This window comes from Streptomyces sp. NPDC018610 (genome assembly GCF_044391765.1).
GTDB lineage: Bacteria > Actinomycetota > Actinomycetes > Streptomycetales > Streptomycetaceae > Streptomyces.
In genome coordinates, this window is sequence record NZ_JBISAL010000001.1 from 670,656 (window position 1) to 693,809 (window position 23,154).

At 73.6% G+C, this 23,154-nt stretch carries 18 protein-coding genes, 3 tRNA genes and 1 pseudogene; 12 read left to right on the plus strand and 10 right to left on the minus strand.

What is annotated here, in order from left to right:
* The first annotated feature begins 181 nt into the window (after nt 1-181).
* Nucleotides 182-1,072, plus strand: a complete 891-nt coding sequence (locus ACH5A8_RS03015) for an ANTAR domain-containing protein (protein WP_398997280.1) — start codon at nt 182-184, stop codon at nt 1,070-1,072.
* 181 nt (nt 1,073-1,253) lie between these two features.
* Nucleotides 1,254-1,421 (plus strand): hypothetical protein, encoded by a 168-nt coding sequence (locus ACH5A8_RS03020; protein WP_398997283.1) that lies wholly within the window; start codon nt 1,254-1,256, stop codon nt 1,419-1,421.
* Nucleotides 1,422-1,551: 130 nt separating this feature from the next.
* Here ACH5A8_RS03020 and ACH5A8_RS03025 read toward each other — a convergent pair.
* The 3 genes from ACH5A8_RS03025 to ACH5A8_RS03035 all read right to left on the minus strand — a co-directional run bounded on the left by ACH5A8_RS03025 (nt 1,552) and on the right by ACH5A8_RS03035 (nt 1,964).
* Nucleotides 1,552-1,625, minus strand: a tRNA-Ile gene (locus ACH5A8_RS03025).
* A 188-nt stretch (nt 1,626-1,813) separates the two neighbouring features.
* Nucleotides 1,814-1,886: transfer RNA gene (locus tag ACH5A8_RS03030), tRNA-Asn, on the minus strand.
* A 5-nt stretch (nt 1,887-1,891) separates the two neighbouring features.
* Nucleotides 1,892-1,964: transfer RNA gene (locus ACH5A8_RS03035), tRNA-Asn, on the minus strand.
* Between the two features lie 146 nt (nt 1,965-2,110).
* On the opposite strand from ACH5A8_RS03035, the gene ACH5A8_RS03040 reads away from it, so the two are divergent.
* The 4 genes from ACH5A8_RS03040 to ACH5A8_RS03055 all read left to right on the plus strand — a co-directional run bounded on the left by ACH5A8_RS03040 (nt 2,111) and on the right by ACH5A8_RS03055 (nt 7,911).
* Nucleotides 2,111-2,413, plus strand: coding sequence for a YtxH domain-containing protein (locus ACH5A8_RS03040; protein ID WP_398997285.1), 303 nt, complete (start codon nt 2,111-2,113; stop codon nt 2,411-2,413).
* Between the two features lie 183 nt (nt 2,414-2,596).
* Entirely contained in the window at nt 2,597-4,051 is a 1,455-nt protein-coding gene (locus ACH5A8_RS03045) for an FGGY-family carbohydrate kinase (RefSeq protein ID WP_398997286.1), read from the plus strand.
* Between the two features lie 198 nt (nt 4,052-4,249).
* Nucleotides 4,250-5,983: an ABC transporter ATP-binding protein gene (locus ACH5A8_RS03050; RefSeq protein ID WP_398997288.1), complete on the plus strand. Its 1,734-nt coding sequence runs from the start codon at nt 4,250-4,252 to the stop codon at nt 5,981-5,983.
* A complete protein-coding gene (locus ACH5A8_RS03055; protein WP_398997290.1) occupies nt 5,983-7,911 on the plus strand; it encodes an ABC transporter ATP-binding protein in 1,929 nt (642 codons plus the stop codon). The genes ACH5A8_RS03050 and ACH5A8_RS03055 overlap by 1 nt, the downstream gene beginning before the upstream one ends.
* Before the next feature lie 84 nt (nt 7,912-7,995).
* On the opposite strand, the gene ACH5A8_RS03060 is transcribed toward ACH5A8_RS03055, so the two are convergent.
* The 5 genes from ACH5A8_RS03060 to ACH5A8_RS03080 form a co-directional block, all read right to left on the minus strand.
* Nucleotides 7,996-9,207, minus strand: a complete 1,212-nt coding sequence (locus ACH5A8_RS03060) for a sigma-70 family RNA polymerase sigma factor (protein WP_398997292.1) — start codon at nt 9,205-9,207, stop codon at nt 7,996-7,998.
* Between the two features lie 264 nt (nt 9,208-9,471).
* Nucleotides 9,472-11,382, minus strand: a complete 1,911-nt coding sequence (gene dnaG / locus ACH5A8_RS03065; protein WP_398997294.1) for a DNA primase — start codon at nt 11,380-11,382, stop codon at nt 9,472-9,474.
* Nucleotides 11,383-11,508: 126 nt separating this feature from the next.
* The gene (locus tag ACH5A8_RS03070) at nt 11,509-12,774 is read right to left on the minus strand and encodes an NAD(P)/FAD-dependent oxidoreductase (RefSeq protein WP_398997296.1); all 1,266 of its coding nucleotides are present in this window, start codon (nt 12,772-12,774) and stop codon (nt 11,509-11,511) included.
* Between the two features lie 203 nt (nt 12,775-12,977).
* The gene (locus ACH5A8_RS03075) at nt 12,978-14,321 is read right to left on the minus strand and encodes a deoxyguanosinetriphosphate triphosphohydrolase (RefSeq protein WP_398997298.1); all 1,344 of its coding nucleotides are present in this window, start codon (nt 14,319-14,321) and stop codon (nt 12,978-12,980) included.
* 180 nt (nt 14,322-14,501) lie between these two features.
* A complete protein-coding gene (locus tag ACH5A8_RS03080) occupies nt 14,502-15,293 on the minus strand; it encodes a sirohydrochlorin chelatase (protein WP_398997300.1) in 792 nt (263 codons plus the stop codon).
* A gap of 294 nt (nt 15,294-15,587) precedes the next feature.
* On the opposite strand from ACH5A8_RS03080, the gene ACH5A8_RS03085 reads away from it, so the two are divergent.
* Nucleotides 15,588-16,289, plus strand: a complete 702-nt coding sequence (locus tag ACH5A8_RS03085) for a vancomycin high temperature exclusion protein (RefSeq protein ID WP_398997302.1) — start codon at nt 15,588-15,590, stop codon at nt 16,287-16,289.
* A gap of 78 nt (nt 16,290-16,367) precedes the next feature.
* A pseudogene (locus ACH5A8_RS03090) lies at nt 16,368-16,466 on the plus strand (DUF397 domain-containing protein); the annotation flags it as partial.
* 100 nt (nt 16,467-16,566) lie between these two features.
* Here the strand turns inward: ACH5A8_RS03090 and ACH5A8_RS03095 are convergent.
* Nucleotides 16,567-17,193 (minus strand): NADPH-dependent FMN reductase, encoded by a 627-nt coding sequence (locus ACH5A8_RS03095; protein ID WP_398997304.1) that lies wholly within the window; start codon nt 17,191-17,193, stop codon nt 16,567-16,569.
* Nucleotides 17,194-17,525: 332 nt separating this feature from the next.
* Here ACH5A8_RS03095 and ACH5A8_RS03100 point away from each other — a divergent pair, with 332 nt between their 5' ends.
* Nucleotides 17,526-18,101 (plus strand): hypothetical protein, encoded by a 576-nt coding sequence (locus ACH5A8_RS03100; protein ID WP_398997306.1) that lies wholly within the window; start codon nt 17,526-17,528, stop codon nt 18,099-18,101.
* Nucleotides 18,102-18,220: 119 nt separating this feature from the next.
* Nucleotides 18,221-18,841 (plus strand): class F sortase, encoded by a 621-nt coding sequence (locus tag ACH5A8_RS03105; protein WP_398997308.1) that lies wholly within the window; start codon nt 18,221-18,223, stop codon nt 18,839-18,841.
* A gap of 50 nt (nt 18,842-18,891) precedes the next feature.
* Here the strand turns inward: ACH5A8_RS03105 and ACH5A8_RS03110 are convergent, their stop codons facing one another.
* Nucleotides 18,892-19,674 (minus strand): sulfite exporter TauE/SafE family protein, encoded by a 783-nt coding sequence (locus ACH5A8_RS03110; protein WP_398997310.1) that lies wholly within the window; start codon nt 19,672-19,674, stop codon nt 18,892-18,894.
* Between the two features lie 411 nt (nt 19,675-20,085).
* On the opposite strand from ACH5A8_RS03110, the gene nirB reads away from it, so the two are divergent.
* Both nirB and nirD read left to right on the plus strand, forming a co-directional pair.
* Nucleotides 20,086-22,752, plus strand: a complete 2,667-nt coding sequence (nirB, locus tag ACH5A8_RS03115; RefSeq protein WP_398997312.1) for a nitrite reductase large subunit NirB — start codon at nt 20,086-20,088, stop codon at nt 22,750-22,752.
* The gene (nirD, locus tag ACH5A8_RS03120; RefSeq protein ID WP_398997314.1) at nt 22,749-23,120 is read left to right on the plus strand and encodes a nitrite reductase small subunit NirD; all 372 of its coding nucleotides are present in this window, start codon (nt 22,749-22,751) and stop codon (nt 23,118-23,120) included. The genes nirB and nirD overlap by 4 nt, the downstream gene beginning before the upstream one ends.
* Nucleotides 23,121-23,154: the final 34 nt, after the last annotated feature.

Consider the following 23,154-nt stretch of genomic DNA (forward strand, 5'->3'; position numbering starts at 1 on the left):
CGGGATCCCGCGGACCTCACATGGCGCGCGGTCCGCGTCGGCCGCGTCCCGGCGGCGACGGGAAACGCGACGTCGTCGGGGCCTGTCCGACACCTCCCCGTCGTCCGCCCGCGCGGCAGGCGGGGATCGGCCGGCGGCCCTGGACGCGCCGAGGACTGCCGGGGACGGACAAGGCGGGAACATGACCTCAGCGGCACCACCACCTCTCGCTCGACGGCTGACCGCCCTCGTCGACGCGCTGACCGTCGACGTGCGCACCCACCCGGACGGCCGGGCCGTGCTGCGCCCGCGCGGCGAGCTGGTCAACGGCTGCGCGCACACGCTGACGAAGGCGCTGGCCGAACTCCCGCCGGGCACGGACCGCGTCGACCTCGACATGGCCCGGGTGACCTTCATGGACACCGCCGGGCTGGAGCTGCTGGCCGCCCTCGACGAGCACGGCCGCAGTCATCCGGTCCGGGTGACCACCACCGGCTGGACGGGTCAGCCGCTGCGGATCCTGGAGCTGGCCGGCCTGGACACCGCGGACCCCCTCAACCCGGCGGCCGGCCGGGCCGCGCCGCAGCGGCCCACGCCCCCGGCGGCGGCCTCCGCGGTGGCCGCGGAGCGGGCGGAGCGGCTGGGGCAGCTGCAGCAGGAGGTCGAACAGCTGCGCCGGGCCATCGCCTCCCGTCCGGTGATCGACCAGGCGCGCGGCATCCTGATGGCCGCCCACGCCTGCACTCCGCAGCAGGCCTGGGACATCCTCCGGGAGACCTCGCAGCGGTCCAACACCAAGCTCCGTACGGTGGCCGCGTGGCTCACCGCGGGCGCGCAGCCGGGCGGCCCGCCGCTCCCGCGCGAGATACGCACGGCCCTGCCCACGGCACTGCGGGCGGCACTGGCCCGTACGACGGCCCCCGGCCCCGGCGGCACGCCCGCGGACGTCCCCGAGGCCCGCCCGGGCGCCCCGCTCCCGGACGGGCACGCGGACGGTCCTGACACGCCCTCGCCGCCCGGCGACGTGGACCGTTCGCCGATCCCCTCCCCCAAGGCCTCCCAAAGCCGGCCCGGCGCCCCCGCGCCCATGTGAGACCGAGCGGACCGAGCCTCCGCCCCCGGCGAGACACGGCACGGGCACCGGCGCGGGCGGAGGCGCGGGCATGGGCGCGGCACGCGCCGTCGGTCGTGGGGAGGGTTCCGGGTGTTCCGGTGAACGAGGGGTACTCGGGCGGCGAGTCACAACACACGCCCGTGTCCGCAGGAGCCGCACGATGAGAGAGCACACCCCGTCCCAGGCCGAGGGCGAGCGGGACGACAACGAGACCCGGCGCACCGCCGAACCGCCGGACACCCCCTACCCGACCCCCTCCCAGGCGGAGGGCGATCGCGACGACCTGCCGGAGACCTCCGACGCCGCCGACGACGGACGCCGGTCCTGAGCCGTACGGCTCACGGGGGGGGTGGGGGGCGGTCGGTCCAACCGGGTGAGCGGTGGCCGCCGTCTCGGCGTGGCGACCACCGCCGCCGCGTACTCACAGGTCAGATCGATTCTGCGCCTGCACTGCGGGGTGGGGCGGGTGGGACTCGAACCCACGGCCGACGGATTATGAGTCCGCTGCTCTAACCGGCTGAGCTACCGCCCCGTTCGGCGCGTCGCGTACATGTGTGCGCGCCGTCTGCCGCAGCATAGCCGCTCATACGATCTCCTGCTTCGTCATGGTCGGCTTGCCGCGGCCCTTCACGACCTTGAGGACTCCGCCGTGGGCCGCGCGGTTCCCCAGGTCACGAAACCGGACATGAAAAAGGACCCCGGAGGGTCCTCGTTCACCTGCTCCCCCGACTGGACTCGAACCAGTAACCTGCCGGTTAACAGCCGGCTGCTCTGCCAATTGAGCTACGGAGGACCGAGCTCCCCCGACTGGACTCGAACCAGTAACCTGCCGGTTAACAGCCGGCTGCTCTGCCAATTGAGCTACGGAGGAATGCCTCGTCGCATCGAACGCGTCTGCCTGGGTATTCGCCAGGGGGCGCGCGCTCGCTGCGACACATACATTAGCGCAAGCAGGGGGGTGCTTTGCCAATCGGTTCCTCCCGGCTCCGACTCGAGGCAGACGAAGGGTGGCCAACCATGCGGTACCGGCTCGTGTTCATCGCAGGGCTCGCCGTGGGTTACGTGCTGGGCACGAAGGCGGGACGTGAGCGCTACGAGCAGCTCAGGAACTCCGCGCGACAGGTCGCGCAGAACCCGGCGGTGCGCAACACCGCCGAGACGGCGGCGCACCAGGGCCGCCAGTTCGCGGACAAGGCGTACCACGTGGTCAGCGACAAGGTCGGTGACCGCGTACCCGAGTCCGTGGCCCAGCGGGTGCGCTCGCTGCGCGGCCACGGCAACGGCAGCGGCCCGGACGACTGGGGCACCAGCAACACCTGACAGCCCCTGGGCCGCGCGCCCGGAGCGGCACGGAGCGATCCGGATCACGGCCCGGAGCGCACCGGGTCCGCGCCGGGCGCGCGGCCTGTTTCGGGCGCGTCGGCCCGGGCGGCTGGGGCGAGGAAGGGTTCCTGTGGCGATCCGTGACCCGAGCAGGGGCGGCGGTGCGGCAGAATTTTCGCCATGGGGATAGTCGCCGGGTTGGACAGTTCACCTGATTTCACTCGCATCGTGGTCTGCGACACGGACACGGGAGCCGTGCTCAGGCAGGGCTACGCGCCGCATCCGGTGGAGAGCCCCGAGGGGGGCGGCCGCCCTGCCGACGTGGATCCGCAGGCCTGGCTGCTCTCGCTCGGGGAGGCCGCGGGCGGCGGACTGCTGGAGGGCGTGCAGGCCATCGGGGTCTCCGCCCAGCAGAACGCGCTGGTCCCGCTGGACGGCCAGGGCGCGACGGTGCGGCCCGCGCTGGTGGGCGGCGACCGGCGGGCCCAGGTCGCCGCGGCCGACCTCGTCGACGCGCTCGGCGGCCGGGAGGCGTGGGCGCAGGCGGTCGGGTGCGTGCCACAGGCCGCGCAGCCGGTGACGAAGCTGCGCTGGCTCGCGAAGAACGAGCCCGACGCGGCCCGGCGTGTCGCCGTGCTGCTCCAGGCCCACGACTGGCTGGTGTGGCAGCTGCTGGGCCGCCCGGCCCGGCGGACCACCGACCGGGGCGGCGCCTCCGGCACCGGCTACTGGTCGGCGGCCACCGGCGCGTACCGGCCCGATCTGGTGGAGCTGGCGCTGGGCCACCAGGCGATGCTCCCCGAGGTGATCGGGCCCGCCGAGGCGGCCGGCACGACCCCGGAGGGGCTGCTGATCTCGGCGGGCACCGGCGAGACCATGGCCGCCGCCTTCGGGCTGGGCCTCGGTCTCGGCGACGTGGTGGTCTCGCTCGGCGCCTCCGGTTCGGTGATGGCCGTCCACCCCGAGGCGCTGGTCGACCGGGCCGGGATGATCACCTCGCTCGCCGACGCCACCGGAATGCACCTGCCGGTCGTCACCACCCTGAACGCCGTGCGGGCGCTGCGGGGCACCGCCGAACTGCTGGGCCTGCCGGACCTGGAGTCGCTGTCCGAGCTGGCGATGAAGTCGACGCCGGGCGCGCACGGGCTGGTGCTCCTGCCCTACCTGGAGGGCGAGCGGACCCCCGCGCTGCCGCACACCGCCGGCACGCTCGCGGGTCTGCGGCGGGAGTCGATGAAGCCGGAGCACCTGGCGCGGGCCGCGTTCGAGGGGATGCTGTGCGGGCTCGCGGACGCGCTCGACGTGCTGCGCGGCCGGGGCGTGGAGGTGCGGCGGGTCTTCCTGCTCGGTCCGGCCGCCGAGCTGCCCGCCGTGCAGGCCGCGGCGCCCGCGCTGTTCGGCGCGCAGGTGGTGGTGCCGCAGCCGGCGGACTACGCCGCGATCGGCGCCGCCCGGCAGGCCGCGTGGGCGCTCGGCGTGTCGCAGGGCGCCCTGGACCCGCGCACCCCGCCGGCCTGGCAGGGGGCGGTCGCCCAGGTCCTGGAGCCCGGCGAGGAACTGGCGGTGGGCCAGGCGGTGCGCCAGCAGTACGTGGCGGTGCGCGAACAGACCCATCCCGGGGCGTTCCGCCCCTGAGGGCCGGGCGGGGGGCGCGCCGAGGACCGTACGGGAGGCGCGCCGCGCCGCCGGGCGCGGTACCAGCGGCCGAAAGCATGCCGTCCGGTGGTCCGCTATTGGGTTAATCAGTTGAGGTAACGCGGGTGGAGTGTCCGACGATAGGGGCCAAGGGAACGGACACCCCGACGCCCCCACCGCCGACTCCGAGAGACCAGCGTGCTCCTAAGACTCCTGCGGACCTACCTCAGGCCCTACAAAAAACCCATATCCCTGCTGGTGCTGCTGCAGTTCCTGCAGACCTGCGCCACCCTCTACCTGCCGACGCTGAACGCCCACATCATCGACAAGGGCGTGGTGAAGGGCGACACCGGCTACATCCTGACGTTCGGCGCCGTGATGATCGCCATCTCGCTGGCGCAGGTGGTGTGCAACATCGGCGCCGTGTACTACGGCGCCAGGACCGCCTCGGCCCTCGGCCGGGACCTCCGGGGCGCCGTCTTCGACCGGGTGCAGTCGTTCTCGGCGCGCGAGGTCGGCCACTTCGGCGCGCCCTCGCTCATCACCCGTACGACCAACGACGTCCAGCAGGTGCAGATGCTGGCGCTGATGACGTTCACGCTGATGGTGTCGGCGCCCATTATGTGCGTGGGCGGTGTCGTGCTGGCCCTCGGCCTGGACGTGCCGCTGTCCGGGGTGCTGGTCGCCGTGGTGCCGGTGCTCGCGATCTGCGTGACGCTGATCGTGCGCCGGCTGCGTCCGCTGTTCCGGTCGATGCAGACGCGCCTGGACACGGTGAACCGGGTGCTGCGCGAGCAGATCAGCGGCAACCGCGTCATCCGCGCCTTCGTCCGTGACGAGTACGAGAACGACCGCTTCCGCAAGGCCAACGGCGACCTGACCGAGATGCAGCTGGCCACCGGCCGACTGCTGGCGCTGATGTTCCCGATCGTGATGACGGTGGTGAACCTGTCGTCCATCGCGGTCGTGTGGTTCGGCGCCCACCGCATCGACAGCGGCGGCATGCAGATCGGCGACCTGACCGCGTTCCTGGCCTATCTGATGCAGATCGTGATGTCCGTGATGATGGCCACGTTCATGTTCATGATGGTGCCGCGCGCCGAGGTGTGCGCCGAGCGCATCCAGGAGGTCCTGGAGACGGAGTCGAGCGTCGTGGCGCCGCTCGCGCCCGTGGTCGAGCTGCGCAGCCACGGCCATCTGGAGCTGCGTCAGGCCGGTTTCCGCTATCCGGGGGCCGAGGAAGCGGTGCTGAAGGGCGTCGACCTGGTGGCCCGCCCCGGCGAGGTGACCGCCGTGATCGGCTCCACCGGCAGCGGGAAGTCGACGCTGCTCGGCCTGGTGCCGCGCCTGTTCGACGCGACCGACGGCGAGGTCCTCGTCGACGGCGTGGACGTGTGCACCGTGGAGCCGAAGCTGCTGGCCCGGACGGTCGGCATGGTGCCGCAGAAGCCGTACCTGTTCGCCGGGACGGTCGCCACCAACCTTCGCTACGGCAATCCGGACGCCACCGACGAGGAGCTGTGGCACGCGCTGGAGGTGGCGCAGGCCAAGGACTTCGTCAGCAAGCTGGAGGGCGGCCTGAACGCGCCGATCGCGCAGGGCGGCACCAATGTCTCCGGTGGCCAGCGCCAGCGCCTGGCCATCGCCCGCACGCTGGTGCAGCGCCCGGAGATCTACCTCTTCGACGACTCCTTCTCCGCGCTCGACTACGCCACCGACGCGGCCCTGCGCGCGGCGCTGGCCGAGGAGACCTCGGAGGCGACCGTCGTCATCGTCGCCCAGCGCGTGGCGACCATCCGGGACGCGGACCGCATCGTCGTCCTGGACGGCGGACGGGTCGTCGGCTCCGGCCGCCACCACGAGCTGATGGCGGACAACGAGACGTACCGGGAGATCGTGCTCTCCCAGCTGACGGAAGCGGAGGCCGCCTGATGGCCGGGCCCATGGGTCGGATGATGGCCGGGGGCGGCCCGAACAGCCGCTCGATGAACTTCAAGGAGTCGGGCAAGCGGCTCATCGCCCGGTTCCAGCCGGAACGGGTCACGATCTACGCCCTGGTGCTGTGCGTGGTCGTCAGCGTCACCCTGAGCGTGATCGGCCCGAAGATCCTCGGCAAGGCCACCGACCTGGTGTTCGCCGGGATCATCGGCCGGCAGATGCCGGCCGGGGCCACCAAGGACCAGGTGCTCGAGAACATGCGGGCGCACGGCCAGGGGTCGATCGCCGACATGCTGAAGAGCACCGACTTCACGCCGGGCCAGGGCATCGACTTCGGCGCGGTCGGCGAGGTGCTGCTGTTCGCGCTGTGCACGTTCATGGCCGCCGGTCTGCTGATGGCGGTGGCGACCCGGCTGGTGAACCGGTCGGTGAACCGGACGATGTTCCGGATGCGCGAGGACGTGCAGACCAAGCTGTCCCGACTGCCGCTGTCCTACTTCGACAAGCGCCAGCGCGGCGAGGTGCTCTCCCGCGCCACCAACGACATCGACAACATCGGCCAGACGCTCCAGCAGTCGATGGGCCAGCTCATCAACTCGGTGCTGACCATCGTCGGCGTGCTGGTGATGATGTTCTACGTCTCCTGGATCCTCGCGCTGGTCGCGCTGGTGACGGTGCCGCTGTCGTTCGTCGTCGCCACCCGGGTGGGCAAGCGCAGCCAGCCGCACTTCGTGCAGCAGTGGGGCACCACCGGCAAGCTCAACGCGCACATCGAGGAGATGTACACCGGGCACACGCTGGTGAAGGTGTTCGGACGGCAGCAGGAGTCGGCGCAGCAGTTCGCCGAGCAGAACGACGCCCTGTACGAGGCCGGGTTCAAGGCGCAGTTCAACAGCGGCATCATGCAGCCGCTGATGATGTTCGTCTCCAACCTGAACTACGTGCTGGTGGCGGTCGTCGGCGGTCTCAGGGTCGCGTCGGGCTCGCTGTCCATCGGCGACGTGCAGGCCTTCATCCAGTACTCGCGGCAGTTCTCCATGCCGCTGACGCAGGTCGCCTCGATGGCGAACCTGGTGCAGTCGGGCGTCGCCTCGGCCGAGCGGATCTTCGAACTCCTGGACGCGGAGGAGCAGGAGGCCGACCCGGTGCCGGGCGTGCGGCCGGAGGAGCTGCGCGGGCAGGTCGCCCTGGAGCACGTGTCGTTCCGCTACGAGGAGGACAAGCCGCTCATCGAGGATCTGTCGCTCGTCGTCGAGCCGGGGCACACGGTCGCGATCGTCGGCCCGACCGGCGCGGGCAAGACCACGCTGGTCAACCTGCTGATGCGGTTCTACGACGTCACCGGCGGGCGGATCACGCTGGACGGCGTGGACATCGCGCGGATGTCGCGGGACGAACTGCGCTCCGGCATCGGCATGGTGCTCCAGGACACCTGGCTGTTCGGCGGCACCATCGCGGAGAACATCGCCTACGGCGCCGCGCGCGAGGTCACGCGCGGCGAGATCGAGGAGGCGGCGCGGGCCGCGCACGTGGACCGGTTCGTCCGGACGCTGCCCGACGGTTACGACACCGTGATCGACGACGAGGGCACCGGGGTCAGCGCCGGCGAGAAGCAGCTGATCACGATAGCGCGGGCGTTCCTGTCCGACCCGGTGATCCTGGTCCTGGACGAGGCGACGAGCTCGGTCGACACCCGGACCGAGGTGCTGATCCAGAAGGCGATGGCCAAGCTCCAGCACGGCCGCACCTCGTTCGTCATCGCGCACCGGCTCTCCACGATCCGGGACGCGGACACGATCCTGGTGATGGAGAACGGCTCGATCGTCGAACAGGGCGGCCACGCCGAGCTGCTGGCGGCCGGCGGGGCCTACGCGCGCCTGTACCAGGCGCAATTCGCGCAGGCGGTCGCCGAGGTCGACTGAGCGCGGACGGTCGGGGAGACCGGTCGAAGGGGAGGGGGGCCGCCCGGCCGGGCGGCCCCCCTCCCGTGTCGACGTGCGGTGCTCTCAGTCCAGGTAGCCGCGCAGCTGGTCGGCGAAGGCGTGGTCGCGCAGTTTGCCGAGGGTCTTGGACTCGATCTGCCGGATCCGCTCGCGGGTGACGCCGAAGATGCGGCCTATCTCCTCCAGGGTGCGCGGCCGTCCGTCCATGAGCCCGTACCGCAGCTGGACGACCTTGCGTTCCCGCTCCCCCAGCGTCGACAGCACGGCCTCCAGGTGCTCGCGCAGCAGCAGGAACGCGGCCGACTCCACGGGCGAGGCGGCGTCGCCGTCCTCGATGAGGTCGCCGAGGGCGACGTCGTCCTCCTCGCCGACCGGTGCGTGCAGGGAGACGGGTTCCTGGGCCAGCCGCAGCACTTCGCCGACCCGGTCGGGCGTCAGCTCCAGGTGCGCGGCGACCTCGGCGGCGGTGGGCTCGTAGCCGCGTTCCTGGAGCATCCGCCGCTGTACCCGCACCACCCGGTTGATGAGTTCCACCACGTGGACGGGGACGCGGATGGTGCGGGCCTGGTCGGCCAGCGCCCGGGACATGGCCTGGCGGATCCACCAGGTGGCGTAGGTGGAGAACTTGTAGCCGCGGGCGTAGTCGAACTTCTCCACGGCCCGGATCAGCCCGAGGTTGCCCTCCTGGACGAGGTCGAGCATGGTCAGGCCGCGGCCGACGTACCGCTTGGCCACGGACACCACGAGCCGCAGGTTGGCCTCGATGAGCCGGCGCTTGGCCACCCGGCCCAGGACGACGAGCCGGTCCAGGTCGCCGGCGAGCCGGCTGTCGAGGTCCGGGGTGGTGCTCAGCTTCTCCTCGGCGAAGAGTCCGGCCTCCACCCGCCGGGCGAGTTCGACCTCCTCGGCGGCGGTGAGCAGCGGGATCCGGCCGATCTCGCGCAGGTACTGGCGGAACAGGTCGGCGGACGGACCACCGGTCTCGGCGCGGGCGGGCGCGACGGGCGCCTCGACGGGCTCGGAGATGTCGGACTCGGAGATGTCGGACTCGGAGGCCTCGGGCTCTGGTGCCTCGGTCTCGGGTGCCTCGGTCGCGGAAGCGTCGGGCCCGGGGGCGTCGGGCCCGTCCGGTCCGAAGCCGGCGGACGGCGGCTCCTCCGGGTCGGCGGACGGCTGCGTCCGCGGGTGGTCGGCGGCCCGGTCCTGCGGGGGCACGGCCGCGGCGATCCCGAGGCCGGTGGTGCTGTCGGCGGGGGTGAGGGTCTGGGTCTGCACGGGGGGCGACCTCCAGGATGATCGCTGCTCGGCTGTGCGGCAGCGGTACTCGGGGGGCGGAGCCGGCCGTCTCGCCGCTGTCCGTCCCGTACGCGATGAGCACAGCCGGGGGGAAGGGGCCCGTGGGTGTCGGATCGGCCGCGCTCCGAGGACTCAGGCACCGGACCCAGTGTGGGGTACGACACAACGCCGCCACGAGGGGCGTGCGGTGACTTTTTGCGTCCGGTCCGTGACGCGCTGGTCACCGCCGCCGGACGCGCGCCCTCACAGGGCCGCCGCGCCCCGCTCCCGCAGGGCCTGGTCGTACTGCTGGAGGATCCACAACTCGTTCTGCGCGGCGGCGAGTCGGGCGCTGTCGCCGCCGGCGCCGAGGCGGGCCACGGTGCTGTTGAGGTCGCGGACGGTGCGTTCGACGGCACGGCGGCGGACGCGCACCAGGACCTCGCCCGCGTACATCTCGTCGACCGCGCGGCGCATGATCTGCTCCACCGCCAGCTCGGTGACCATCGCGCGCACCGTGTCGTCGGGGGCGGCCTCGCGGACCCGCACCAGGTACTCCTGCGGGTCGCCCGTGCCGTACTCGGCGCCGCCCGCCTCCAGGATGGCCTGGCGCACGGCGGCGTACGGCGGCGCGGTGAACTCGTCGACGCCGTACGCGTCGAAGGCCGGGGAGACCAGCTCGGGGCGTTGCAGGGCGAGCTTCAGCAGCTCGCGCTCGGTGGCGTAGACGGGGTTGCGGAGGTTGAGCGCGGGGCCGCTCGCCGCGGGCCGGGCGGAGGCGGCGTACTCCTGCTGGGGTCCGCGCTGCCGCTGGTCCGGCGCGGGGCCCCGGCCGCCGCGCTCACGCGCCCAGCGGGCCAGCTGCGCCACGCGCTTGACCACGAACTGGGTGTCGAGGATGCCGAGCAGCCCGGCGAGCTGGACCGCGACCTCGTGCTGGGCGCCGCTGTTCTTGATCCGGGCGACGACGGGGGCCGCCTCGTCCAGGGCGGCGGCCCGGCCGGCCGGGGTGTTCAGGTCATAGCGGGCGACGATCTGGCGCAGCGCGAACTCGAACAGCGGGGTGCGGGGCTCGACGAGGTCGGCGACCGCGTCGTCGCCCTTGGCCAGCCGCAGGTCGCAGGGGTCCATGCCGTCCGGGGCGACGGCGATGTACGTCTCGGCGGCGAACTTCTGGTCGTCCTCGAAGGCCCGCAGGGCCGCCTTCTGGCCGGCCGCGTCGCCGTCGAAGGTGAAGATCACGCGGGCCGAGCCGTTGTCCATCAGCAGCCGGCGCAGGATCTTGATGTGCTCGCCGCCGAAGGCCGTGCCGCAGGTGGCGATCGCGGTGGTGACCCCGGCCAGGTGGCAGGCCATGACGTCGGTGTAGCCCTCGACCACGACCGCGCGGGAGGCCTTGGCGATCTCCTTCTTGGCCAGGTCGATGCCGTACAACACCTGGGACTTCTTGTAGATCGGGGTCTCGGGGGTGTTCAGGTACTTCGGGCCGTTGTCCGCCTCGTAGAGCTTGCGGGCGCCGAAGCCGACCACCTCGCCGCCGATGTCGCGGATCGGCCACATCAGCCGGCCGCGGAAGCGGTCGATGGGGCCGCGGCGGCCGTCCTGGGCGAGGCCGGAGAGGATCAGCTCCTTGTCGGTGAAGCCCTTGCCGCGCAGGAAGCGGGTGAGGTGGTCCCAGCCCTGGGGGCTGTAGCCGACGCCGAAGTGGAGGGCGGCGCCCTGGTCGAAGCCTCGCTCGGCGAGGAAGACGCGGCCGGCCTCGGCCTCGGCGGAGGAGGCGAGCTGCTCGGCGTACCACTCTGCGGCCAGCTTGTGGGCCTCCACCAGGCGGATCCGCTCGCCGCGCTGGTGGGCGGGGTTGTACCCGCCCTCCTCGTAGCGCAGGGTGATGCCGGCCTGGGCGGCCAGGCGTTCGACCGCCTCCGAGAAGGAGAGGTGGTCGATCTTCATCACGAACGTGATGGTGTCGCCACCCTCCTGGCAGCCGAAGCAGTGGAAGAGTCCCTTGCTCGGGCTGACCTGGAAGGACGGCGACTTCTCGTCGTGGAACGGGCACAGCCCCTTGAGGTTGCCGCCGCCCGCGTTGCGCAGCTGGAGGTACTCGGAGACGACGGCGTCGATCGGGACCGCGTCCCGTACCGCCTTCACGTCCTCGTCGTTGATCCGTCCTGCCACGAGTGAATTCTACGGTGACGGCCGGGCACTCCTGAGCCGTCCGGTTCCCGACGGGTTCCCGTCGGGTTCCCGTCGGGGGCTCCCGGAGCGCTCTCCCGGGGGTTCGGGAGCGCCGCCGCCGGCCGGCTACGGGGCCAGGCTCTCCAGCGGTACGTGCGGGTCGGCCAGGGCGTCGGTGTCGACCCGCGCCCTAGTGCGGATCAGGTGCTGGATCGGGTCCGTGACGTCCCACACGTTGACGTTCATCCCGGCCAGCACGCGGCCCTCCTTCAGCCAGAACGCGATGAACTCGCGCTTTCCGGCGTCGCCCCGGATCACCACCTCGTCGTACGACCCCGGCGGCGCCCATCCGCTGTACTCCATGCCCAGGTCGTACTGATCGGAGAAGAAGTACGGCACGCGGTCGTACACGACGTCCCGGCCGAGCATGGCGCGGGCCGCGGCCGGGCCGCCGTTGAGGGCGTTGGCCCAGTGCTCCACCCGCAGCCGGGTGCCGAACAGTCCGTGCGGGAAGGCGGCCACGTCGCCGGCGGCATGGATGTCGGGGTCGGAGGTGCGCAGCCGCTCGTCCACCGCGATGCCGCCGCCGTGCGCCCGGTCGGCCAGCTCCAGGCCCGCCGCCTCGGCCAACGCCACCCGCGGGGCGGCCCCGATCGCGGCGAGCACGTCGTGGCAGGGGTGCTCCTCGCCGTCGTCGGTACGGGCGGCCAGCACCACGCCGTCCTGGCCGACGATCTCGGTCAGCCGGGCGCCGAAGTGGAAGCGGACGCCGTGCGCGCTGTGCAGCTCGGCGAAGAGCTGGCCCAGCTCGGGGCCGAGGACGTGGTGCAGCGGGGTGGCGGACGGCTCGACGACGGTGACCTCCGCGCCGTACTCCCGGGCGGCCGCGGCGACCTCCAGGCCGATCCAGCCGCCGCCGGCGATCACCAGGTGCCCGTTGTCCCGGCCGAGGTGGGCGAGGACGCCCTTGAGTCGCTCGGCGTGGGCGAGGCGGCGCAGGTGGTGGACGCCGGCGAGACCGGTGCCGGGGATGTCCAGGCGGCGCGGCTCGGCGCCGGTGGCCAGCAGCAGCTTGTCGTAGCGCACATGGGTGCCGTCGTCGCCGTAGTGGACGGTCTTCGCCTCGCGGTCGATGGCGTCGACGGTCTGGCCGAGGTGCAGCTCGATGTCGTTGCGCGCGTACCACGCGGGTTCGTGCACGAAGACGGTGTCGCGCTCCTCCTTGCCGAGCAGGTAGCCCTTGGACAGCGGCGGCCGTTCGTAGGGGTGGTCGCGCTCGTCGCAGATGAGGATGACGCGGCCGGTGAAACCCTCCGCGCGGAGGGTCTCGGCCGCCTTGGCGCCGGCCAGGCCTCCTCCGACGATGACGAATGTCTGATCCGCGTCGACCACTTGTCGCCTCCTGCCAGGGGTCTGGGGATGTCCCCAGAGAACACTGTGGGTGCCGCCACCTGCGAGCGTCCCGCACGCGGCGTGGTGCGGGAAGAGGGAGTGGCCCGAACAGGCCACGGAGGGTCACGCCGGGGCCCCGGCGTGACCACGGGGGTCACTCCGGTCCCACCGGTATCACGGGTGTCGGCGAGCGCGCTGTCACGTCACATCTGCCCCGTCAGCCGGGCGTGAAGCGAGCGGGCGGAGGCGTCGGTGAGGGAGGCGATCTGGTCGACGACGACGCGCTTGCGGTCGCGGTCGTCGGCGGCCTGGTCGAACAGGGCCCTGAACTGGGGTTCGAGGCTCTCGGGGGCGCGCGCGGTGAGCGCCTCCGCCAGCTCGGCGACCACGATCCGCTGGTCGGCGCGCAGCCGCTCCTGCTCGGCGCGCTGCATGACGTACCGGTCGGCGACGGCCTTGAGGACGGCGCACTCGGTCCGCGTGCTGCGGGGGACGACCAGCCGCGCGCCGTACCGGGTGAGGCGGCCGCCGCCGTACGCCTGCCGGGTGGCGCCCTCGGCGGCCAGGCAGAAGCGGCCGATGAGCTGGCTGGTGGCGTCCTTCAGGCGGGCCTGGGCGACGGCCGTGCCGTCGTACCCGTGCGGCCACCACTCCTGGGCCAGGAGGCGGTCCAGGGCCTCGGCCAGCTCGGCGGGGTCGGTGTCCGCCGGGACGTAGCGGCCGACGGCGACCTCGAAGACGGCCTGCCGCTCGGGTTCGGCGTGCAGGCAGTTCGGGTCGATGTGGCCGGCGTGCAGGCCGTCCTCCACGTCGTGCACCGAGTACGCCACGTCGTCGGCCCAGTCCATGACCTGGGCCTCGAAGCAGGTACGCGTGCCGGGCGCGTCCTTGCGCAGCCAGTCGAAGACCGGCCGGTCGTCCTCGTACACGCCGAACTTCGGCGAGGCCGGGTCGGTGGGGTGGGCGCCGCGCGGCCAGGGGTACTTGGTGGCGGCGTCCAGGGCGGCGCGGGTGAGGTTGAGGCCGACGCTGACCAGGGCGCCGGGGTCGCCCGACACGGGGTCGGGCACGAACCGCTTGGGCTCGATGCGGGTGAGCAGGCGCAGCGACTGGGCGTTGCCCTCGAAGCCGCCGCAGTCCGCCGCGAACTCGTTCAGCGCCTGTTCGCCGTTGTGCCCGAAGGGCGGGTGGCCGAGGTCGTGGGAGAGGCAGGCCGCCTCCACCAGATCGGGGTCGCAGCCCAGGGCGGCGCCCAGCTCGCGGCCGACCTGGGCGCATTCGAGGGAGTGGGTGAGCCGGGTGCGCGGGCTCGGGTCCCAGGCCTGGCTGCGGGTGCCCGGCGTGACCACCTGCGTCTTGCCGGCCAGGCGTCTGAGGGCGGCGGAGTGCAGCACGCGCGCGCGGTCGCGCTGGAACGCCGTACGCCCCGGCCGCTTGTCCGGCTCGGCGGCCCACCGCTCGACGGCCGACGTCTCGTAACCGGCGGGCGGCGCCTGGTTCTCGTACGTCCCTGCTGCCTCGGCTGCCCCGGGGGCGGTCCCTTCCATGCCTCGACACTAAGGGCAGGCACCGACAATCGGTGCGCCGACGATGATTTCCGCCGGGGGCGGGCGGCTTCGCGGGGGCGGGGCCGACGGGACGGAGACGGGCGGTGTGGAGCTGGGCGGGACGGGGCTGGGCGGGGGAAGGCCGGAAGAGGAAGGACAGGGGCGCGGGGCCTCGGCGGGTCAGGCCGCCGGGGCCAGGGCCCGGCGGGCGGCGTGCGGGCGCCGGGATCCGGCCCGGCGCGGGGCCGTCAGCGCCTGCTCGTAGCGGTGCAGGACCAGGCGGGCCAGCGCCGGGTGGTCCCCGAGCGGGGCGGCGGCGATCCCGGGCGCGGCCTCGGCGCACTGGGCGGCGAAACGGCCGGGAGCGGTGAAGCACGAGGCGACGGCGACCCGGTGGCGGCCGCGGGCGGCGAGGGCGCGCACGGCGTCCGCGACGGTGGGCGCGGCGGCGGAGGCGTAGGCGGGGACGACCGGCACGCCGAGGCGTTCGGCCAGGAGCCGGGCGGTGCGCCGGGTGCCGGCGGCCGAGTCGGGGTCGCGGGAGCCGGCCGCGGCGAGCACCACGGCGCTCGCGCGGCGCGCCGCCTCGTCCGGCGGTGTGCGCCAGCCCGCCTCGGTCAGCCGGGCGCACAGGGTCTCGGCGAGCAGCGGGTGCGGGCCGAGCGGGGCGGCCACGCGCGCGCGTGCCGGTGCGGCGGCGGCCGCCTCGGGGAGGTCCCGCTTGACGTGGTGCCCGGGGGCGAGCAGCAGCGGCACGAGCACGGCGTCGGCGGTCCCGAGCCGGGCCAGGGTGTCGGGGAGCAGGGGCTCGTTCAGTTCGATGTGCCCGAGGTGGACGGGCAGCGCGGGACGCAGCCGCCGTACGCGCGCCATGAGGGCCTCGACGGTGACCCGCGCGCGGGGGTCCCGGCTGCCGTGCGCCACGAGGACGAGGGCGGGCGGGTCGTGGGGGGTGCGGGTGAGCGGCGTCATGCGGCCATGCTCGCCGCCCCGGGTTGCCCCGCCGTTGCGCGGCGGTGACGGGTCTTTGCGGGGGCTTCACGGCGTGGGGAAGGGCGGTGTGAGGGTGCCGGGACACGGGGGGCGGGCGACCGCGGGGTGGGGGCGCTGCGCACGGGCCGCGAGCCGGGGGCGTGCGGGGCGTGGGCGGCGAGGGGGCGCGCGGTGAGGAGCGAGAATGGCGTGTGGGGCGCGAACCGGGCGGCCGCGCGCCGCGTCCTCCCTGGTCGAGGCCCCGTCCGGGCCGTTCGAGGAGGGGACCGACCCATGCGCCGACCGACAGGCCGCCTGACACGCCTACGACCGCGGCTGCCGCGCACCCGTGCCGGGCAGCGGCGGCTGGTGCAGGCCGTGATGGCGGTGTGCGTGCTGGCGCTGTTGCCGGCGACCTGGCTGTACGCCGTCACCGGGGACCGTCTGCGCACCACCGCCGACGCGCCGCGCACCGACGTCGCCGTCGTCTTCGGCGCGGGTCTGTGGAAGGGCGGCACGCCGACGCCGTACCTGGCGCACCGCCTGGACGCGGCGGTGAAGCTGTACCGCGCGGGCCGGATCGAGGTGGTCCTGGTGACCGGCGACAACAGCCGCGAGGACTACGACGAGCCGGACGCCATGCGCGCGTACCTGACGGAGCACGGCGTCCCCGGCGACCGCGTCGTCACCGACTACGCCGGTTTCGACACCTGGGACTCCTGCGTGCGCGCGAAGAAGGTCTTCGGCGTGGACCGGGCGGTCCTGATCAGCCAGGGCTTCCACATCCGGCGGGCGGTGGCCCTGTGCGAGGCGGCCGGCATCGACTCCTACGGCGTCGGCGTGGACGCCGTGCACGACGCCACCTGGTACTACGGCGGCACCCGCGAGGTGTTCGCGGCCGGCAAGGCGGTGCTGGACGTGGTGTTCCACCCGGACCCCACCTTCCTCGGCCCGAAGGAGCACGGGGTGGAGCGGGCGCTGGCGGGGCCGCGGTGAAGGCTGCGGGCGGAGCCGGCGGTCGGCTCGCTCCGTTCCTCGGACCGGCGTAGACGGTGATGTCGTCGAAAGGCCGGCTACGGCGACCCCGAACGCGAGTGCGTCGAAGTAGCCACCGACATCACCGCCGGCGTGGCCGTACGCGACTCCCAGCGGTCCACCGGCCCCTCCCTGTAGGTCTCCCCCACGACATGGGAGACCTTCAGGACACTCCTCATCAGGGACGGGCTCCCTCTCCAGAGGCGGTCCCCTTCGGCCTCGGTCCGCCGGACGGGCCCTAACCGCCGTACGGACGCCGCCTCCTGGCCTCACGCAGGGCCTCGCCCCACCATGTCAGCTGGTCCAGCATCGGCTTGGCCGCCGCGTCCGGGCCGGACGGGTCCTTCAGGCGGCCCTCGTCGTCGAAGGACGCGCCCGCGTTGTGGAAGGAGACCGTGTCGCGGACCGTGACCGCGTGGAGTTCGGCGAAGACCTGACGCAGGTGCTCGGCGGCGCGCAGACCGCCGGCCAGGCCGCCGTAGGAGACGAGGGCGACGGGCTTGGCCTGCCACTCGGCGAAGTGCCAGTCGATGAGGTTCTTCAGGCCGGCCGGGTAGGAGTGGTTGTACTCGGGGGTGAGGACGACGAAGGCGTCCGCCGACGCGAGCTTCGGCGTGATGTCCGCGAGCGCCTCCGCCGCCTCGGGGCCGCGCTCCAGCGTGGTCGGCAGGGTGGCGGTGTCCGCCACGTCCACGACCTGTGCGACGAGGCCGTCGCGGTCAAGGATGCGGGCGAGGAGCCAGTCGGCGACCACGGGGCCGAAGCGGCCGTGGCGGTTGCTGCCGACGACGAGGGCGACCCTCAAGGGGTCGGTCGGGGATGCGGTGCGGGTTACGGGACGTGTGTCGCTCGTGGTGTCGTTCATGGGGCACAGCCTGGTACCTCAAGTTTTGTCGAGGTCAAGCGCCGAGGGGCCGCCCGGACCCCGCGCGCTCCGGTCACCCGTTCACACCCGCGCCCTGCGCCCTTCGGGCAATTTCCGACGCTTCGTCAGTCGCGCGCCGCTGACCTGCTGAAACGCTGGCCCACTCGCGCTTCGCGCCCGGCGTTCCGGCACCCGTTCACCGTATTTCTGACGCTCCCTCAGGAAGCGGGCGGGCCCGTGTGCCACTTACCTCGAAAGGGCAGGGCGCGGCGACGGCGGCACATGCAGGTGCCGCGGGTCGTGTCCCGACCGCTGAGCTCTAGGGAGCACCGATGCGACGTACCGTCCGCCCCGCGGCAGGGGCCGTGGCCGGGGCCGCGCTCGCCGTCGCCGCCGTGAGCGGGCTCGCCGCGCCCGCCTACGGCGCGGACGCCGCTCTCGTCACCGTGCGCTCCTCCGGTGCGGCCGCGAACGGCCTGGAGGTGCTGCCGTCCTCGGTGGAACCGGGCGGGCGGGTCACCGTGAACACCACGGCGTGCGGCGGGACCGCCGCCGCGGCGGGCGACGCGAGCGCCGTCGGCGCGGGCTCCTTCCCGCTGGCGCCCGGCGCGCGCGGCGGCGACGCGACCGGCGGGTTCCGGGTGCCGGAGAGCGCGCAGCCGGGGACCTACGAGATCGTCGCGGAGTGCGCCGAGGGCGGCCGGGAGGTCCGCGGCGACCTGGTCGTCGCGCTGACCGTCCAGCAGGGGCCGGAGCAGGTGCAGCCCCGGGGAAGTGTGAAGACGGGGGTCGGCGGCGCGCTCGGCCACGACCCCGTGCAGACCGCGGCCGGTGTGGCGGCGCTCGCCGTCGCCGGCGCGGGCGGTACCTGGCTCCTGCATCGCCGGGCGAGAGGCGACGGGATCTGACGGACACCCTCCGCTGTCCGTCCGCCGGTACCGCACGTCCCACCCCCTCCGGGCGCGACGCCCCTCGTCGCCCGGAGGGGGCAGGGCACCGTAAGGTCCTGTCCGGAAGAGGGGTTCGCATGCGCAGGATCGGCAACACCGCCATAGCCTCCGTCACCGTGCTCGCCCTCTGCTCGGGCGCCTGGCTCCTGCACGGCGCCGCCACCACGAACGCCCCTCCGCAGCCCGCCGCGGCCGAGGGCTCCCCCGACCCCGGCGAGGAGCGGCTCACCGCCCCCGCGCTGCCGCCGTCCCCGCCCACCCGCATCCGCATCCCCTCCATCCGGGTGGACGCCCCCCTGACCGGCCTCGGCCTGACCGCCTCGGGCAGCCTGGACGCCCCGCCCGCCGACGACAAGAACCTCGCCGGCTGGTACGAGTCCGGCACCGCCCCCGGCGAGCGGGGCACCGCGATCGTCGCCGGCCACGTCGACAACACGCGCGGCCCGGCCGTCTTCTACGACCTGGGCGCCCTGAAGAAGGGCAGCGTCATCGAGGTGGACCGCCGCGACGGCTCGGTCGCGGTGTTCACCGTGGACTCGGTCGAGGTGTACGAGGCGAAGGACTTCCCCGACCAGAAGGTCTACGGCGCCGCGAAGCGCCCCGAGCTGCGGGTGATCACCTGCGGCGGCGGCTACTCCAGGGCGACCGGCTACCAGGGCAACGTGGTGGTCTTCGCCCATCTGACCGGGAGCCGCTGAGGACCGCTCTCCGGGGCGCGCGCCCCGCGGCGCGCTCGCGCGGCCTGCCCCTACGCCACCCACTGCTGGTAGGCCAGGTTCGCCACCAGCGCGAACACCACCGTCAGCAGGACGACGCGGACGAAGCCGCTGCCCTTCTTCAGCGCGGTGTGCGCGCCCAGCATCCCGCCGGCCAGGTTGAACACGGCCATGACGGCGGCCAGTTGCCACAGGATCACGCCCTGCCAGGCGAAGGTGGCCAGCGCGCCCGCGTTGGTGCAGCAGTTGACGATCTTCGCGGTGGCGGAGGCGGACACCAGGTCCAGGTGGAGGACGGCGGTCAGCGCCAGGACGAGGAAGGTCCCGGTGCCGGGACCGATGAAGCCGTCGTAGAAGCCGATGCCGAGGCCCGCCAGGCCGATCGCCGCGAGGATCCGGCGGCGGGAGGCCGGGCCGGGTGCGGGGGCGGTGCCGAACGCGGGCCGGAGGATCACGAACGCCCCGACCGCCAGCAGCACCACCATGATCACCGGCTTGAGCACGTCGGTGCTCATCCCGGCCGCGAAGAAGGCCCCGGCGCAGGACCCGGCGAGCGCGGCGAGGCCGATGCGCACGGCGGTGCGGACGTCCACCGGGGCCCGTCGAGCGTACGTCACCGCCGCGCCGGTGGTGCCGACGATGGCCACCGCCTTGTTGGTGCCGAGCGCGGACGCGGCCGGGGTGGAGCCGGGCAGCCCGAGCAGCAGCACCGGCAGCAGCAGGAGCCCGCCCCCGCCGACCACGGCGTCGATCCAGCCGGCCGCGAGCGCGGCGAGGCACAGCAGGGCGACGACGGTCAGCGATATGTCGGGCATGATCGCGAGCTTATGGATCACCTGCGTGTGCGGTCCATGGAGCTGAGGGACTTCTGAGGTACGCGCCCCGCCGGCGGCCAGGCGCCGCCTGTGCTCGCGGTCGCCCCGCACGGCCCCGCCGCCGTCCGCCTCACACCCCTCCCCCGCCGCCCCGCCGTGCCCCTCACATCCCTCCCCCACCGCCGCAGGCCCCTCACAGCCGCCCGGGTGCGGCACTGAGGGCAGCGTTCCGCCGGGGAAACAGACGGGATGCCGCCGGGTAACGTCCGCGCCGCACGCTCGTGGACATGACCCCGGACCCGACCGGACGCCGCTCGCCGCCGCGTCCGGGCCCGCGTCCGGGAGGGAACCGGCGCGCTCCCGTCGGCGGCACTCCCTGCTCCACCCGCTCACCGATGACGGAGGCTCCTGATGTCCACGACGGCTCTGCGTGCCCGGCCCCGCCCCACGATCGTGCTCGTCGGCCACGGCATGGTCGGCCAGCGCTTCCTCGAGGTGCTGGCCGAGCGCGGCCTGACCGCCACGCACCGCGTCGTCGTGCTGTGCGAGGAGCCGCGCCCCGCCTACGACCGTGTACGGCTCACCTCGTACTTCTCGGGCAGCACACCCGAGGAACTGTCGCTGACGGACCAGGAGTTCATCGACGGGCACGGCATCGAGCTGCGCGTCGGCGACCCGGCGGTGGGCGTCGACCGGGAGGCCCGTACGGTCACCGCCCGCTCGGGCCTCACCGTCGACTACGACGTCCTGGTCCTGGCCACCGGCTCGTACCCGTTCGTGCCGCCGGTGCCCGGCAAGGACGCCGAGGGATGCTTCGTCTACCGCACGATCGAGGACCTGCTCGCCATCGAGGAGTACGCCGGGGCCCGGGCGCGCACCGGCGCGGTGGTCGGCGGCGGGCTGCTCGGGCTGGAGGCGGCCGGCGCCCTCAAGGGGCTCGGACTGGCCACGCACGTCGTGGAGTTCGCGCCGCGCCTGATGCCGGTACAGGTCGACGACGGCGGCGGCGCGGCGCTGCTGCGCACCATCGAGGAGATGGGGCTGACCGTGCACACCGGCACGGGCACCCAGGAGATCACGGTCGGCGCGGACGGCGCGGTGACCGGCATGAGACTGTCCGACGGCTCCGAACTCGCCACCGACATGGTGGTGTTCTCCGCCGGGGTGCGCCCGCGCGACCAGCTCGCCCGGGAGTGCGGACTCGCGGTCGGCGAGCGCGGCGGGATCACCGTGGACGAGCGGTGCCGTACGGTGACCGACCCGCGCGTCTTCGCGATCGGCGAGTGCGCGCAGGCGGTGGACGGCCGGGTGTACGGCCTGGTGGCGCCGGGCTACGAGCAGGCGGAGACGGCGGCGGCCGCCATCGCCGACGACGAGGCCTCCCCGCTGACGTTCACCGGCGCCGACCTGTCCACCAAGCTGAAGCTGCTCGGCGTGGACGTGGCCTCCTTCGGCGACGCGCACGGCGCCGCCGGGGACTGCCTGGACGTGGTCTACTCCGACTCCCGCGCGGGCCTGTACAAGAAGCTGGTCATCGGCCGGGACGGCACCCTGCGCGGTGGCGTCCTGGTCGGCGACGCGGAGGCGTACGGCACGCTGCGCGCGCTCACCGGGTCGGTGCCGCCGGTCGCCCCCGAGGCGCTGGTGCTGCCCGCCGGCGCCGGCGCCCCGGCCGTGCTGGGCCCCGCCGCCCTGCCCGACGAGGCGGTGATCTGCTCCTGCCACAACGTCACCAAGGGCGCGGTCCGCGGCGCGGTCGCCGAACTCGGGTGCACCACCGTCCCCGAGGTGAGGAAGTGCACCAGGGCCGGTACCGGCTGCGGCAGTTGCGTGAAGGTCCTCACCCAGCTCGTGGACGCCGAACTGACGGCGAGCGGCGTCGAGGTGGACAAGGGGCTGTGCGGCTGCTTCGAGCAGACCCGCGAGGAGCTGTACGAGATCGTCCTCGCCCTGCGCATCGCCTCGTACCGGGAACTGCTGGACCGCTTCGGCCGCGAGGACGCCCGGGGCGGCGACGGCTGCGAGACCTGCAAGCCGGCCGTCGCCTCGGTCATCGCCTCGCTCGCCCCGGCGATCGGCGCCGACGGCTACGTCCTGGCCGGCGAGCAGGCCGCGCTGCAGGACACCAACGACCACTTCCTGGCCAACCTCCAGAGGAACGGCTCCTATTCGGTGGTGCCGCGCATCCCCGGCGGCGAGATCGCACCCGAGAAGCTGATCGTGATCGGTGAGATCGCCCGGGACTTCGGCCTCTACACGAAGATCACCGGCGGTCAGCGGATCGACATGTTCGGCGCCCGCGTAGAACAGCTGCCGTCCATCTGGGCGCGGCTGGTGGACGCCGGGTTCGAGTCGGGGCACGCGTACGGCAAGTCGCTGCGCACCGTGAAGTCCTGCGTGGGGCGCACCTGGTGCCGCTACGGCGTCCAGGACTCGGTGCGGATGGCGATCGACCTGGAGCTGCGCTACCGGGGGCTGCGCTCGCCGCACAAGCTGAAGTCGGCGGTCTCCGGGTGCGCCCGCGAGTGCGCGGAGGCCCAGTCCAAGGACTTCGGCGTGATCGCCACCGCGAACGGCTGGAACCTCTACGTCGGCGGCAACGGCGGCGCCACCCCGCGCCACGCGGACCTGCTGGCCCAGGACCTGTCGGATGCCGAACTGGTGCGGCTGATCGACCGGTTCCTGATGTTCTACATCCGCACCGCCGACCGGCTGGAGCGCACCAGCGTGTGGCTGGAGCGGATCCCCGGCGGCCTCGGCCACGTACGGGACGTGGTGGTCCACGACGCGCTCGGCATCTGCGACGAGCTGGAGTCCCTGATGGCCGCGCATGTGTCCCACTACCGCGACGAGTGGGCGCAGACGGTGAACGACCCGGAGAAGCTGGCCCGGTTCGTCTCCTTCGTCAACGCCCCCGACACCCCCGACCCGGACGTCGCCTTCGTCCCCGAGCGCGACCAGATCAAGCCCGACCTGCCGCTGCTGTCCATCGGCATGCCGCCCCGCGCCCTCGCCTCCACCGGCGCGGCGGGGAGCGGCGCCGCCGCCGACGTACTGGAAGGAAGCACCCCGCGATGACCCTGGCCCCCGAGACCACCTCCCTCCCGTCCCGCACGACCGGCCCCGAGGTCCAACTACGGATCGCCGGCGACTGGTTCACGCTCTGCGGCCTGAGCGCGCTGCTGCCCGGCCGCGGGGTCGCCGCCCTGCTGCCGGACGGCCGGCAGGCGGCCCTCTTCCGCGACCGCTCCGGCCGTCTGTACGCCATCGACAACCGCGATCCGTTCACCGGCGCGGCAGTCCTCTCCCGCGGCCTGACCGGCACCGCCGCGGGCCGCCCCTTCGTCGCCTCCCCCCTGTTCAAGCAGCGCTTCGACCTCGCCTCGGGACAGTGCCTGGACGACGAGACGGTACGGGTGACGGCGTACGAGGTGCGGGCGCGGTGACAGGGGGCCGCCGCGGACCACACCGCCATGGCGG

What these genes read in the sequence shown, in the direction of transcription:
- ACH5A8_RS03045 (WP_398997286.1), top strand. Translation starts at nt 2,597, where the DNA reads ATGGGGATAGTCGCCGGGTTGGACAGTTCACCTGATTTCACTCGCATC.
- nirB (WP_398997312.1), top strand. Translation starts at nt 20,086, where the DNA reads ATGTCCACGACGGCTCTGCGTGCCCGGCCCCGCCCCACGATCGTGCTC.
- ACH5A8_RS03105 (WP_398997308.1), top strand. Translation starts at nt 18,221, where the DNA reads ATGCGCAGGATCGGCAACACCGCCATAGCCTCCGTCACCGTGCTCGCC.
- ACH5A8_RS03110 (WP_398997310.1), bottom strand. Translation starts at nt 19,674, where the DNA reads ATGCCCGACATATCGCTGACCGTCGTCGCCCTGCTGTGCCTCGCCGCG.
- nirD (WP_398997314.1), top strand. Translation starts at nt 22,749, where the DNA reads ATGACCCTGGCCCCCGAGACCACCTCCCTCCCGTCCCGCACGACCGGC.
- ACH5A8_RS03020 (WP_398997283.1), top strand. Translation starts at nt 1,254, where the DNA reads ATGAGAGAGCACACCCCGTCCCAGGCCGAGGGCGAGCGGGACGACAAC.
- ACH5A8_RS03075 (WP_398997298.1), bottom strand. Translation starts at nt 14,321, where the DNA reads ATGGAAGGGACCGCCCCCGGGGCAGCCGAGGCAGCAGGGACGTACGAG.
- ACH5A8_RS03055 (WP_398997290.1), top strand. Translation starts at nt 5,983, where the DNA reads ATGGCCGGGCCCATGGGTCGGATGATGGCCGGGGGCGGCCCGAACAGC.
- ACH5A8_RS03085 (WP_398997302.1), top strand. Translation starts at nt 15,588, where the DNA reads ATGCGCCGACCGACAGGCCGCCTGACACGCCTACGACCGCGGCTGCCG.
- ACH5A8_RS03100 (WP_398997306.1), top strand. Translation starts at nt 17,526, where the DNA reads ATGCGACGTACCGTCCGCCCCGCGGCAGGGGCCGTGGCCGGGGCCGCG.
- ACH5A8_RS03095 (WP_398997304.1), bottom strand. Translation starts at nt 17,193, where the DNA reads ATGAACGACACCACGAGCGACACACGTCCCGTAACCCGCACCGCATCC.
- ACH5A8_RS03015 (WP_398997280.1), top strand. Translation starts at nt 182, where the DNA reads ATGACCTCAGCGGCACCACCACCTCTCGCTCGACGGCTGACCGCCCTC.
- ACH5A8_RS03080 (WP_398997300.1), bottom strand. Translation starts at nt 15,293, where the DNA reads ATGACGCCGCTCACCCGCACCCCCCACGACCCGCCCGCCCTCGTCCTC.
- ACH5A8_RS03040 (WP_398997285.1), top strand. Translation starts at nt 2,111, where the DNA reads ATGCGGTACCGGCTCGTGTTCATCGCAGGGCTCGCCGTGGGTTACGTG.